General features: G+C 74.0%; 9 protein-coding genes. 5 read left to right on the plus strand and 4 right to left on the minus strand.

The genetic code is table 11. From position 1 onward, the window contains the following. The first annotated feature begins 1 nt into the window (after position 1). Entirely contained in the window at positions 2-1,477 is a 1,476-nt protein-coding gene (locus ACIQFX_RS22805) for a GNAT family N-acetyltransferase (RefSeq protein ID WP_402466269.1), read from the plus strand. On the opposite strand, the gene ACIQFX_RS22810 is transcribed toward ACIQFX_RS22805, so the two are convergent. After that, entirely contained in the window at positions 1,395-2,621 is a 1,227-nt protein-coding gene (locus ACIQFX_RS22810) for a trans-sulfuration enzyme family protein (RefSeq protein WP_402466273.1), read from the minus strand. The genes ACIQFX_RS22805 and ACIQFX_RS22810 overlap by 83 nt on opposite strands. Positions 2,622-2,680: 59 nt before the next feature. Here ACIQFX_RS22810 and ACIQFX_RS22815 point away from each other — a divergent pair, with 59 nt between their 5' ends. The 3 genes from ACIQFX_RS22815 (at position 2,681) to ACIQFX_RS22825 (ending at position 5,504) form a co-directional block, all read left to right on the plus strand. Beyond that, positions 2,681-3,178, plus strand: a complete 498-nt coding sequence (locus ACIQFX_RS22815; RefSeq protein WP_376486709.1) for an Lrp/AsnC family transcriptional regulator — start codon at positions 2,681-2,683, stop codon at positions 3,176-3,178. Positions 3,179-3,227: 49 nt separating this feature from the next. Further along, complete coding sequence (locus ACIQFX_RS22820; protein ID WP_402466276.1) at positions 3,228-4,931, plus strand: DUF885 domain-containing protein; 1,704 nt, start codon at positions 3,228-3,230, stop codon at positions 4,929-4,931. A gap of 123 nt (positions 4,932-5,054) precedes the next feature. Beyond that, a complete protein-coding gene (locus ACIQFX_RS22825; RefSeq protein ID WP_402466279.1) occupies positions 5,055-5,504 on the plus strand; it encodes an Lrp/AsnC family transcriptional regulator in 450 nt (149 codons plus the stop codon). Here the strand turns inward: ACIQFX_RS22825 and ACIQFX_RS22830 are convergent. From ACIQFX_RS22830 to ACIQFX_RS22840, 3 genes are all read right to left on the minus strand, one after another. Further along, the gene (locus ACIQFX_RS22830) at positions 5,494-8,577 is read right to left on the minus strand and encodes an AAA family ATPase (protein WP_402466281.1); all 3,084 of its coding nucleotides are present in this window, start codon (positions 8,575-8,577) and stop codon (positions 5,494-5,496) included. The genes ACIQFX_RS22825 and ACIQFX_RS22830 overlap by 11 nt on opposite strands. Continuing rightward, positions 8,574-9,743, minus strand: coding sequence for an exonuclease SbcCD subunit D (locus tag ACIQFX_RS22835; protein WP_402466283.1), 1,170 nt, complete (start codon positions 9,741-9,743; stop codon positions 8,574-8,576). The genes ACIQFX_RS22830 and ACIQFX_RS22835 overlap by 4 nt, the downstream gene beginning before the upstream one ends. Positions 9,744-10,118: 375 nt before the next feature. Beyond that, complete coding sequence (locus tag ACIQFX_RS22840; RefSeq protein WP_402466286.1) at positions 10,119-10,967, minus strand: caspase family protein; 849 nt, start codon at positions 10,965-10,967, stop codon at positions 10,119-10,121. 240 nt (positions 10,968-11,207) lie between these two features. Here ACIQFX_RS22840 and ACIQFX_RS22845 point away from each other — a divergent pair, with 240 nt between their 5' ends. Next, positions 11,208-12,071 (plus strand): DNA/RNA non-specific endonuclease, encoded by an 864-nt coding sequence (locus tag ACIQFX_RS22845; RefSeq protein ID WP_402466289.1) that lies wholly within the window; start codon positions 11,208-11,210, stop codon positions 12,069-12,071. Positions 12,072-12,154: the final 83 nt, after the last annotated feature.

Genomic DNA, 12,154 nt, shown 5'->3' on the forward strand with positions numbered 1-12,154 from the left:
CATGACCGATGTGACGTCCTCGAAGAGCACCCGCCGCCCGCACCACTGGCGGCACGACCTGATCGAACTGGCCGCGCTGTTCACCGCCGTGGTGGTGGCCGACACGATCGCCAAGACCATCGTCAAGGGCCCCGACGGCCCCTACCTGCTGGTGTTCTCAGCGATCGCGCTGGCCGCCACCGCCACGTTCCACACCTGGTGGGCGCGGCGGCACGGCCATGCCAGTCATGCTCCGCCCGCCGATGACACAGGTGGTGCCACCGGCGGGCACTCCACAAGCTCCACGGGCTCCCCGGCGGCCGGCCACCGCGACGCCGCGGGCAGGGCGGGCGAAGGCGAAGCGCCGGAGGGTTCCCCGACGCCCGCCGAGACGGTGCTGTGGCGGATGCGGACCACCGTCGCGGACACCCCGGGCAGCCTCGCCTCCCTGTGCACGGTCCTCGCCCGCCTGGGCGTGGACATCCTCACCCTCCAGACCCACCCGCTCGCCGACGGCACGGTCGACGAGTTCCTGCTGCGCGCCCCCGCCGGAATCTCGGCCCAGGACCTCGCCCGCGAGACCTCGGCCGCCGGCGGCCGCGACACCTGGACGGAGCGGGCCGACGCCCACGACCTGGTGGACACGCCCACCCGGGTCCTCGGCCTGGCGACCCGGACCGCCCTCGACGCGGCCGAACTGCCGCTCGCCCTGCGCCAGCTGCTCGGCCGCTGCACGCTCCACTCCGTGCCCGCCGTCTCGCTCACCGGCCGGCCCATCGGCGAACAGGCCCCGGTCGAAGGGGTCCTGGAGGAGACCGTGATGCGGCTGCGCGACCCGCACGGCGGGTCGATCATCGTCGAGCGCCCGTACCTCCCCTTCACGCCGACCGAGTTCGCCCGCGCCCGCGCCCTCGTCGAGCTCGACGCGCGGCTCGGCCCGCGCGTCCCTCGCAGCCAGGACGTGCTGACGCTGCCCGAGGGCAACGAGATCACCGTCCGCCGCGCCGACCAGCGCGACCTGCCCGCCGCGCGCGCCATGCACGACCGCTGCTCGGCCCGCACCCTCGGCCTGCGCTACCACGGCCCGGTCGGCGACGCCGACCGGTACCTGGACCACCTGCTCAGCCCCCGCTTCGGGCGCACCCTCGCCGTGCAGACGACCTCCGGCCGCCTCGTCGCCCTCGGTCACCTGCTGTGGGACGGCGACGAGACGGAGGTCGCGCTCATGGTCGAGGACGACTGGCAGCGCCGCGGCATCGGCTCCGAGCTCCTCGGCCGGCTCGTGGCGATGGCCGAGGAGGCCGGCTGCGCCAGCGTGTACGCCCTGACGCAGTCCTCCAACACGGGGATGGTGGCCGCGATGCGGGCGCTGAACCTCCCCCTCGACTACCAGATCGAGGAGGGCACCCTGGTGATCACCGCGCGGCTGGCGTCGGCCCCGCGTCCGGCAGCCCGGCCCCCGCAGGAGCAGTGGCACGGGGAAGTGCGGCGGGCGTAGCGCTGAGGGCCTGGGTCAGGTCGCGCCACAGGTCCTCGACGTCCTCGAGGCCGACCGACATCCGCAGCAGGCGGTCGCTGACGCCCGCCGAGCGCCGGTCTCCCTCGGCCACGATCCGGTGGCTGATGGAGGCCGGGTGCTGGATGAGGGTGTCGACGCTGCCGAGGCTGACCGCCGGGGTGATGAGGCGGACGCCGGCGATGACGTCGTGGGGGTCGCCGTACACCTCGAAGGCGATCATCGCGCCGCCGATCCGCGGGTAGTGGACGCGGGCGATCCGGGGGTCGGTGGCGAGCCGGCGGACGAGTTCCGCGGCCGAGGCGGACGCCGCCCTCACCCGGACCGGCAGGGTCGAGAGGCCGCGCAGCAGCAGGTAGCCGGCGAGCGGGTGCAGCACCCCGCCGGTGGCGAAGCGGATCTGACGGAGGGTCCGGGCGAACTCCTCGTCGCAGGCCACGATCCCGCCCATGACGTCCCCGTGGCCGCCGAGGTACTTGGTGGCGCTGTGCAGCACGACGCGGGCGCCCTGGGTGACGGGCCGCTGGAGGACCGGGGTGGCGAAGGTGTTGTCGACCAGGAGCGGCACGGAGCCGCAGGAGTGGGCGAGGGCCCGTATGTCCGCCTCGGCGAGGGTCGGGTTGGCGGGCGTCTCGACCATGACGAGGCCGGTGTCGGGACGGATCGCGTCCGCGACGCCCGCCGGGTCGGTCCAGGTCACCTCGGTGCCGAGCAGGCCGGTGTCGAGGAGGTGGTCGCTGCACCCGTAGAGCGGGCGGACCGCGACCACGTGGCGCAGGCCCTGGGTGGCCCGGGCGAGGAGGACTGCGGTGAGGGCCGCCATGCCGCTGGCGAAGGCGACGGCGGCCTCGGCGCCCTCCAGTCGGGCGAGGGCCTCCTCGAAGCGGGCGACGGTGGGGTTGTCGAGCCGGGCGTAGACCGGCGGCCCGTCGAGGCGGGCGCCGGTGGTGGCGAACTCGTCGATCCGGGCGGCCTCGGCCCGGGCGTCGTACGAGGGGTAGGTGGTGGACAGGTCGAGCGGCGGGGCGTGCAGCCCGAGTCCGGCGAGGTCCTCGCGGCCGGCGTGCACGGCTTCGGTGGCAAGAGCCCTCGGGGTGGCCGAGGGTCCGCGGTCCATGGCGTCCATGGCGGCACTGTGAACGGATACCGGGAAGTAGCGGAAAATCGGCGTGCTACGTTCGGCAGATGGCCGATTCTGTCGTACTGGACGCGGTCGATCTGCACATACTTCGCCTCCTGCAGAACGACGCACGGACCACCTACCGCGAACTCGCCGCCGAAGTCGGCGTGGCGCCCTCGACCTGCCTGGACCGGGTGGCCCGACTGCGCCGCACGGGCGTGATCCTCGGACACCAGCTACGACTGGATCCGGCCAAACTCGGCCGGGGGCTCGAAGCGCTGCTTCTCGTCCAGGTCCGCCCCCACCGGCGGGAATTGATCGGTCCGTTCGTCGACCGGATCCGGGCCCTCCCGGAGTCCCGGGCGCTCTTCCACCTGACCGGCCCGGACGACTATCTGGTCCATGTGGCCGTGGCGGACCCCGCCGACCTGCAACGACTCGTGCTCGACGAGTTCACCTCGCGCCGCGAGGTCGCCCGCGTGGAGACCCGGCTGATCTTCCAGCAGTGGGAGTGCGGCCCCCTCCTGCCGCCGGGACCGAGCCCCTCCTTGTCAGCCGACTGAGGTCGGACGAGGGTGACGCGAGCATGCCGGAGGCCTCAGGATGACCCCCATGCCAGAGACTTCCAGCAGCCCGCTGCCCCGCCAGGTCGCCGACGCCCATGTCGACGCACTCATCGCCCTCGACCCGATCACCGGAACGTACCTGGGCGTCCCCGAGAGCGCCGGACTGCTGCCGGACTTCTCGCCCGCCGGACAGCGCGCCGTCGCCGACCTCGCCCGCCGCACCCTGGCCCGGCTCGACGAGGCGGAGCGCGTACCGGGCGCGGACGACGACGCCGAGCGCCGGTGCGCCCGTCTGCTGCGCGAGCGCCTGACGGCGGAACTCGCCGTCCACGAGGCCGACGAGGGCCTCTGCGCGGTCAGCAACATGCGGTCCCCCGCGCACAGCGTCCGCATCGTCTTCACCGTGATGCACACCGAGACCGAGCAGGACTGGACGGCGGTCGCCACCCGGCTGCGCGCGGTCCCGGACGCCCTGGAGGGGTACCGGTCCTCGCTCGAACTCGGCCTGGAGCGCAAGCTCTTCGGCGGCCCCCGCCCCACCGCCACCTTCATCGACCAGCTCACCGAGTGGTCGGGCGGGCCGGACGGAGGCACGGGCTGGTTCGAGGAGTTCGCCACCTCCGGCCCCGACGCGCTGCCCGACGCGCTGCGCGCCGAGCTCGCGGAGGCCGGCCGGGGGGCCACCGCGGCCGTGGTGGCGCTGCGGGACTGGATGCGGGACGTGTACGCCCCCGCCGTCGCCGGCGCGCCGGACACGGTGGGCCGCGAGCGCTACCAGCGCTGGACGCGCTTCTTCAACGGCACCGACCTGGACCTCGACCAGGCGTACGCGTACGGCTGGGCCGAGTACCACCGGCTGCTCGCCGAGATGCGGACCGAGGCCGAGCGGATCCTGCCCGGCGCGGGCCCTTGGGAGGCGCTCGCCCACCTCGACGAGCACGGCACGCACATCGAGGGCACGGAAGAGGTCCGCGTCTGGCTCCAGGAGCTGATGGACGAGGCCATCGAGGCGCTGGACGGCACCCACTTCGAACTCGCCGAGCGGGTGCGCCGGGTGGAGTCCCGGATCGCCCCGCCGGGCGGCGCCGCCGCGCCGTACTACACCGGCCCGTCCGAGGACTTCTCCCGCCCCGGCCGCACCTGGTTGCCCGTCGACGGCACCACCCGCTTCCCGGTGTACGACCTGGTGTCGACCTGGTACCACGAGGGCGTGCCCGGCCACCACCTCCAGATCGCGCAGTGGGCGCACGTGGCCGACCAGCTGTCCCGGTACCAGGCGACCCTCGGCAAGGTCAGCGCCAACGCGGAGGGCTGGGCGCTGTACGCGGAACGCCTGATGGACGAACTCGGCTTCCTGCCGGACGCGGAGCGCCGACTCGGCTACCTGGACGGCCAGATGATGCGCGCCTGCCGGGTCATCGTCGACATCGGCATGCACCTGGGCCTGGAGATCCCCGCGGAGTCGCCGTTCCACCCGGGCGAGACGTGGACCCCCGAGCTCGCCCAGGAGTTCTTCCAGCTGCACAGCAGCCGTCCGCCGGCCTTCGTGGAGAGCGAGATGACCCGCTACCTCTCGATGCCGGGCCAGGCGATCGGCTACAAGCTGGGCGAGCGCGCCTGGCTGCTCGGCCGCGCCAACGCGCGGGCGGCGCACGGCGACGCGTTCGACGCGAAGGCCTGGCACATGGCCGCCCTGTCGCAGGGCCCGCTGGGGCTCGACGACCTCGTCGACGAACTGTCCCGCCTCTGAGCGACCGCTTCCGAGCGACCGCCTCCAGCGACCGGACGAGGGCCCCGGCGACCGCCCTCCGCATGACGGGATTCCCCGGCCGTTCACTTGATCGGCCGGGGAATCCCCTGCACTGTCTCCTCCATGAGTACCGATTACACGCCGGACGCCACCGACTGGCGCATTCTCGAAGCACTGCAGTCGGAAGGCCGCGCCAGCTTCGCCGAGCTCGCCCGCGCCGTGTCGATGTCGCCGTCCGCGGTGACCGAGCGGGTGCGGCGCCTGGAGGAGGCCGGGGTGATCGCCGGATACACCGCCATCGTCGACCAGGACAGGCTGGGCCTGCCCATCCTCGCGTTCGTTCGGCTGCGCTACCCGCACGGCAACTACAAGCCGTTCCACGACCTGCTCGACACCACGCCGGAGGTCCTGGAGGCCCACCACGTCACCGGCGACGACTGCTTCGTGCTGAAGGTCGCCGCCCGCTCCATGCGGCACCTGGAGGAGATCTCCGGGAAGATCGCCGCGCTCGGCTCGGTGACGACGAGCGTCGTCTACTCCTCGCCGCTGCCCCGGCGTGCCATCAGCCGCTGAGGGCCTCGCCTCCGGTGCGCAGCCTGACCGCCGAGCCGTGGCGCGCCTTGACGACCTCCAGCTGGGCCGGGATCCGGCGGCGCAGGTCGCCGACGTGGCTGACGATGCCGACGCTGCGGTCGCGTTCGCGCAGCGAGTCGAGGACGTCGAGGACCTCGTCGAGGGTCTGCTCGTCGAGGCTGCCGAAGCCCTCGTCGATGAAGAGGGTGTCGAGCCGGACGCCGCCGGCCTCGTCCGTGACGACGTCGGCGAGGCCGAGCGCGAGGGCGAGCGAGGCGAAGAACGTCTCGCCGCCGGAGAGCGTGGCGGTGTCGCGTTCGCTGCCGGTCCACGCGTCCACGACGTGCAGCCCGAGGCCGGCCCGCTTGCCGCCCGAGCGGGCGTCGGAGTGGACGAGCGTGTAGCGGCCGGAGGACATGCGCTGGAGGCGGGCGGTCGCGGCGGCGGCGACCTGTTCGAGCCGGGCCGCCAGGACGTACGACTCCAGGCGCATCCGGCGCTCGTTCTCGGCGGAGGTGCCGGCGGTGAGGGCCGCGAGCCGGGCCACCCGGTCGTACTCCTCGCGGAGCGGCCCCAGGCGGCGGACCTCGGCGGCGGCCCGTCCGGACAGCGCGGTCAGCCCGTCGGCCCGCTCCCGCGCGGCGGACAGGTCGGACGCGGCCTCGCGCAGGGCGCGTTCCGCCGCCGTGTGGGCCGCCTCGGCCTCGCCGGGATCCGCCGGCGGGAGGGTGGCGGCGGCCGCGGTGCCGGGCTCGGCGAGCCGGTCGGCGACGGCGGCGGCCTCGGCCCGCCAGGCGTCCACGCGCTGCTGGAGGGAGCGGCGTTCGCCCTCGCCGAGGAGTGCGGCCGCGGCCTCCTCCGGGGTGGTGAACCCGGCGCGGTAGGCCGCGTCGGCGAGCCGGTCGTCGGCCTCCTTGAGGCGCTGCGCCGCGAGTTCGGCGGTGCGTACGCTGCCGGCGGCGTCGACCAGGAGGGCGATCCGCCGCTCCAGCCGGGTGGCGTGTTCGGCCACGCTGGCGAACGCGCCGCGCCCGCGCGCGAGTTCCTCGTCGAGCGAGGACTGCTCCCGGTCCAGCGCCTCCCGCCGCGAGGTGCGCGCGGCGACCCGCCGCTCGGCCTCGCGCCGGGCGTCCGCCCGCTCCTCGTACTCCCGCTCGGCACGCGCGAGGGCCTCCCGCGCTCCGTGGATCCGCCCGGCCAGGGCGTGCGCCTCGGCGTGCAGCCGGGTCAGTTCCTCGACCTCGCGGGCGAGTTCGCCGACACTGGGCTCGTCGACACCGTCGGGGGTGGACGGGGAGACGGCCCCGGTGAGCGGCGCGGGCGTGCCGTCGGGTCCGGCCAGGACCTCCGCGCGGGCCGCCGACCAGGCCTCCCGGGTACCGGCCAGGTCGCGTTCGGCCGTGGTGCGGGTCTCCTCGGCTTCGGTGTAGGCCGCGTAGGCGGCGTCCTCCGTGGCGCGGTCGACGTGGCTGGCGGTGGTGCGGGCGGGGGCGGGGTGCGCGGTGGAGCCGCAGACCTGGCAGGGGTCGCCGGGGGCGAGGGTGACCGCCAGTTCGGCGGCGATGCCTTCCAGGCGGCGGGACTTGACGTCGAGCCAGGTCTCGTGGGCGGTGTTCCGGCGCTCGCGGGCGTCCGCGAGGCGTGCCTCGGCGGTCCGGGTGGAGTCGGCGAGGGCGTCCCTGCGGCGGGCCGCGGCGAGTCGCCTGCGGGCGGGTTCGAGGCGGCCGGCGAGGTGTTCGGCGCGGGCGGCGGCGTCCGTCGCGGCCTCGACGCGCTCGATGAGGGCGGCGCGGCGCGGCTCCCAGCCGGCGAGCCAGCCCGCCGCGTCCTGGAGGGCGTCCTCGTCGGCGCGGGCCTCCCGGGCCAGGCCGGCGCGTTCCTCGGCGAGCACGGCGGCGCGGCGCTCGGCGCGGCGGGCCGCTTCGAGGCCGCCGAGCTCGTCGCGCAGCCGGTGTTCTCGGGCCGCGAGGTGCTCGGCGCCGGCGTCGGCGAGGTCGGGGGGCAGCAGGGCGCGGGAGCGGTCGCGGGCGGCGTGCGCGGTGGCGTGCTCGCGCTCGGCGTCCCGCCGCAGCCCGAGGGCGGGCGCCACCCGGTCGGCCTTCAGGCTCCGGTCGAGCGCGGCCTGGTGCTCGTCGCACTGCGGGGCCTGGGCGGTGAGCCGCTCGCGGCGGCGGAGCGCGTCGGCGTGCCGGGCCTGGCGGGCCGCGAGGTCGTGCGCGGCGTCGAGGGCGGCGCGCGCGGCGGCCTGGGCGGTCTCGGCCGCGCCGAGGCGGACGCCGGCGATGTCGAGGGCCTCGCGGGCCTCGGTGCGGGCGAGGGCGGCCCAGGCGAGCGCGGCTTCGGCGAGGCCGGGTTCGCCGGGGCGTCCCTCGACGGGGGTGCGGGCCGCGTCGAGGCCGCTCGCGGCCTGTGTCATGCGGTGGGTGAGGGTGAGCAGCCGCGTGTCCCCCTCCTCCACCTGCTGGAGCGCGGCGCGCCGCAGTTCGGCGAGCCGCTCCTCGACGGCGGCGAACCGGCGGGTGTCGAAGAGGCGCCCGAGGAGCCGGCCGCGGGCCTCGGCGTCGGCGCGGAGGAACTTCGCGAAGTCGCCCTGCGGGAGGAGGACGACCTGGCAGAACTGCTCGCGGCTCATGCCGACGAGCTGGGTGATCTCCTCGCCGATCTCCTGGTGGGACCGGCTGAGGCCGGCCCATTCCCCGGTGGCGGAGTCGTACTCGCGCAGCCAGGTCTGGGCCTTCTCGGTGGTGAAGCCGCCGCCGCGCTTCTTGGGGCGCTGCTGGGCGGGGCGCCGGGTGATCTCCAGGCGCCGCTCCCCCACGGTGAGTTCGAGGAGGACCTCGGTGGAGGTGCCGACGGGGGCGTGGTCGCTGCGCAGGGTGGTGCCGGGGGTCTGGCGGACGCCGGGCACGCTTCCGTAGAGGGCGAAGCAGACGGCGTCGAGGACGGAGGTCTTGCCGGCGCCGGTGGGTCCGTGGAGGAGGAAGAGGCCGGCCGACGAGAGGGCGTCGAAGTCGACGGACTGCGTGGTGCCGAACGGGCCGAACGCGGTGATCTCCAGGCGGTGCAGCCTCATCGGCCGACCTCCCGCTCGGCCGTGTCGATCCGTACGTCGTCGAACGCGCCGTACAGGACGGTCCGTTCCGCGCAGTCGAGGGCGGCGCCGCCGCGCACGTGGGCCACGAAGTCCTCCGCGATCTGCTGGTCGCTGCGGTCGCGGAGCCGCTGGGCGTAGGAGGCGCCGGTGTCGTCGGCGGTCCGCTCGGGGTCGAAGACGAGGTGGAGGGTGTGCGGGAACCGTTCGGTGAGCCGGTTCATGGGCTCGGCGGGCCGTACCGGGTCGGTGAGGGTGGCCTCCACCCACGCCTGTTCGTGGGGCGTGAGCGCGGGGTCGGCGAGGAGGTCGTCGAGCCGCCCCCGGATCCGGGCGAGGGGGCGCGGGACGGGGCAGTCGAGGCGTACGGCGTCGGTGACGGCCCCGTCCGCGCCGAGGTCGATCAGCCACGTCGTCTTGCGGTGGTCGGTCTCGGAGAAGGAGTACGCGAGGGGGGAGCCCGAGTACCGCACGCGGGGGGTGAGGGTCTGGCTGCCGTGGAGGTGGCCGAGGGCGACGTAGTCGACGCCGTCGAAGATCCCGGCGGGTACGGCGGCGACGCCGCCGACGGTGATGTCCCGCTCGCTGTCGCTGGGTTCGCCGCCGGCGACGAAGGCGTGGGCCAGGACGACCGAGCGGGTGCCGGCGGGCCGGGTCGCGAGGTCGGCGCGGACCCGGTCCATGGCCGCCGCGAGCACGGCCTCGTGGCCGGCCTTGGCGGCGCCGAGCCGTTCGCGCACGAGGGCGGGTTCGAGGTAGGGCAGGCCGTAGAGGGCGACGTCGCCGTGTGCGTCGGTGAGGACGACGGGGGTGCCGATGCCGGCCGGGTCGGTACGGAGGTGGACGCCGGCCAGCCCGATGAGTCCGGCGCCGACGCCGAGGCGGCGGGCCGAGTCGTGGTTGCCGGAGATCATGACGGTGGGGATGCCGGCCTCGGCGAGGCGGTGCAGCGCGGTGTCGAAGAGCTCGACGGCGGGCAGCGGGGGCACGGCCCGGTCGTACACGTCCCCGGCGACGAGGACGGCGTCGACCTCGTGGGCCCGGGCGGTCGCCACGAGGTGGTCGAGGAAGGCGGCCTGGGCCTCGAGCAGGCCGACCCGGTGGAAGGACCGGCCGAGGTGCCAGTCCGAGGTGTGCAGAAGCTTCACTCGACCCGCCCCGAAGCTCCGACCTGCACTTTTCCCGCTCCTCCAGCTCCGAAACCAGCACGGAACCAGTACGGGCCCCGTGGTCGGCACCCACCACGCCAACGCCAGTCGGCACCTGATCCGTCACAGGCCTTCAGTCTGCCACCGGGTCCGGGGTCGGGTGACCACGAATGTCAGCGGTGATCCGGATCGTGGCGTGTCCCCGTTCCCGTCCCGTGCCTCACCGCCGTGAAGAGCGTTGCATGAGACAGCCGTCACACCGAGGCCGTACCCAGATCCCCTGCGGCGTTGCCGTACCCATGACCTCGATGTCTCGGGCTCACCGGTTACGGTCTCGCGCCGGACGACCTGGGCCGGTCCCGGATGTCCGCCCGCTCAGACCGTGAAGGGCTTCTGATCGAGGAAACTCGCCGCCGGCTCCCCTGTCACGTAGAAGTTGGGGCTCTGGATGGCGGGCATGCGGCGCTGGATCGCGCGGTGGAAGGAGCGGTAGCCGCCCTCGAACGCTCCGTCGTTCCAGACCTTGAGCAGGCGCGCGGTGAACAGGCCGTTGACGTCTCCGTCCGAGGCGAGCTGATTGTCCTGACAGGCCGAGATGAGGAGGGCGTCGGGCTCACCCGCCCCGTTCTGCGCGTTCTTCAGCTCGCGCTGCAGCCCGGCGTAGAACTCCCGGTCACGGGCGAAGACCTGCTGCTGCTTGAAGATCGGCATCAGCCGGGAGGCGGCCTCCACCTTGGCCGGGTCCCTGGTCTGGAACTGCGATTCGAGCGCCTCCGGGGTGAGCAGGTCCTGGAGGGACTCGATACCGCTGCCGCTGTTGCAGCAATCGAGCAGCGCGACGATGCGCACCCCCTCGGGCATCCGGCGGAACTCCGCGTAGAGCTCGTCGTCGAGGAACATGCGGTCGTAGAACACCAGGGTCTCGTCGAGCATGTCCGGTTCGTCCCCGGTGGTGTCGTCCACCTGGGCGCCGTGGCCCGAGTACGTGAAGAGCAGGATGTCTCCCGCGGTCAGCCGGCCGGCCGCGTCGCGCAGGGCGGTGGTGATGTTCTCGACGGTTCCTTCGGGGGTCAGGATCACCGTCTCGCCGAAACCGTTGGCGCGGGCGATGGCCGCCATGTCTCGCGCGTCGTTCTCGCAGGCGTTCAGCCGGCCGTCCCAGCCGTCGTACTTGGCGGGGTCGACCGAGTTGAGTCCGATGTGGATGGACAGGCCAGTGGGCATGACGGGGTCTCCTTGGGCGCGGCGGCGCAGGGCGCCGGGTCACGGATGTCACGGGGAGTCACCTCAAGCGTTCCGTGGCCGGGTCCCGGCTGAACCATGAGTGCGCCTGCGCCCCCCGTTCGGGCGCCCTCCGGCGGCCTTGAGGGGCTCCCCCGAGGGGCTCCCCCGAGCACAGCCTCTGTTCGAGTGGCTTGGCGGCCGACACCGTGAGTGATCGCCGCAGCGCGGTACTTCCATCCTATGAACACTTCATCCGAGACCGCGGCTTCGCGCGGTCCGCTGGACGATCGCACCGGCTACGACGAGGCCTTCCTCGGTGAGGTCGTGCCCTTGCCCGTGCCCGCCAACGGCATCCCGACGGTCGTTCTGCCGTACACCCACTTCACCGTGGTCCACCGCCCCGACCGCCGGTTCGCGGCCTCCACCGCCGTCTGCATCGACGGCTCGAAGCTGGTGGAGAACGTGGACCGGCAGGACGACTGGAACCTCGACCCGCGAATCCCGGCGAACCAGCAGGCCGGGCAGGCGATCTACGCCGACAACGACCTGGACAGGGGACATCTGGTACGCCGGCTGGACCCTGTGTGGGGCACGGTCGACAAGGCCAACAAGGCCAACGCCGACACCTTCCACTTCACCAACGCGGCTCCGCAGCAGAACACGTTCAACCAGGGCAAGAAGCTGTGGCTGGGGCTGGAGAACTTCCTCCTCGACCACGCGGCCAAGTTCGACCGGAAGCTGAGCGTGTTCACCGGCCCGGTGCTGCACGACTCCGACCCGCCCTACCGCGGTATCCAGGTACCGCTGCGGTTCTGGAAGGTGGCGGCCTTCATGCAGGACGGCAAACTCGCGTCCACGGCGTACATCCTCGACCAGAGCCCCGACCTCAGCCGGGCCCGCGAGCAGGCCATGGCGGGGGCCAAGGGCGGCCCGCCGCCGCTGGGCCCCTTCCGCACCTTCCAGGTGCCGGTGGCGGACATCGCCGAGGTGACCGGCCTCGACCTCGGCCCGCTTCCCGACGTGGACCTGATGCCTCCTGTCCGCGCCCCCGGCGACCGCTGGCACCGTCTGGAGAGCTACGACGACATCATGATGCGGAACTGACGTCGGAGCCCGCGGTCGTCCACGGTCGCGTCCACGTCCACGCGCGACCCCGCGGAGCGCCCGACGGAGGGCGGGCCGGGCGG

It is taken from the genome of Streptomyces sp. NPDC093089 (genome assembly GCF_044754405.1).
Lineage (GTDB): Bacteria > Actinomycetota > Actinomycetes > Streptomycetales > Streptomycetaceae > Streptomyces.

Excerpts from the sequence above, each read along its gene's own strand:
- ACIQFX_RS22805 (WP_402466269.1), top strand. The coding sequence starts at position 2 with ATGACCGATGTGACGTCCTCGAAGAGCACCCGCCGCCCGCACCACTGG.
- ACIQFX_RS22810 (WP_402466273.1), bottom strand. The coding sequence starts at position 2,621 with ATGGACGCCATGGACCGCGGACCCTCGGCCACCCCGAGGGCTCTTGCC.
- ACIQFX_RS22815 (WP_376486709.1), top strand. The coding sequence starts at position 2,681 with ATGGCCGATTCTGTCGTACTGGACGCGGTCGATCTGCACATACTTCGC.
- ACIQFX_RS22820 (WP_402466276.1), top strand. The coding sequence starts at position 3,228 with ATGCCAGAGACTTCCAGCAGCCCGCTGCCCCGCCAGGTCGCCGACGCC.
- ACIQFX_RS22825 (WP_402466279.1), top strand. The coding sequence starts at position 5,055 with ATGAGTACCGATTACACGCCGGACGCCACCGACTGGCGCATTCTCGAA.
- ACIQFX_RS22830 (WP_402466281.1), bottom strand. The coding sequence starts at position 8,577 with ATGAGGCTGCACCGCCTGGAGATCACCGCGTTCGGCCCGTTCGGCACC.
- ACIQFX_RS22840 (WP_402466286.1), bottom strand. The coding sequence starts at position 10,967 with ATGCCCACTGGCCTGTCCATCCACATCGGACTCAACTCGGTCGACCCC.
- ACIQFX_RS22845 (WP_402466289.1), top strand. The coding sequence starts at position 11,208 with ATGAACACTTCATCCGAGACCGCGGCTTCGCGCGGTCCGCTGGACGAT.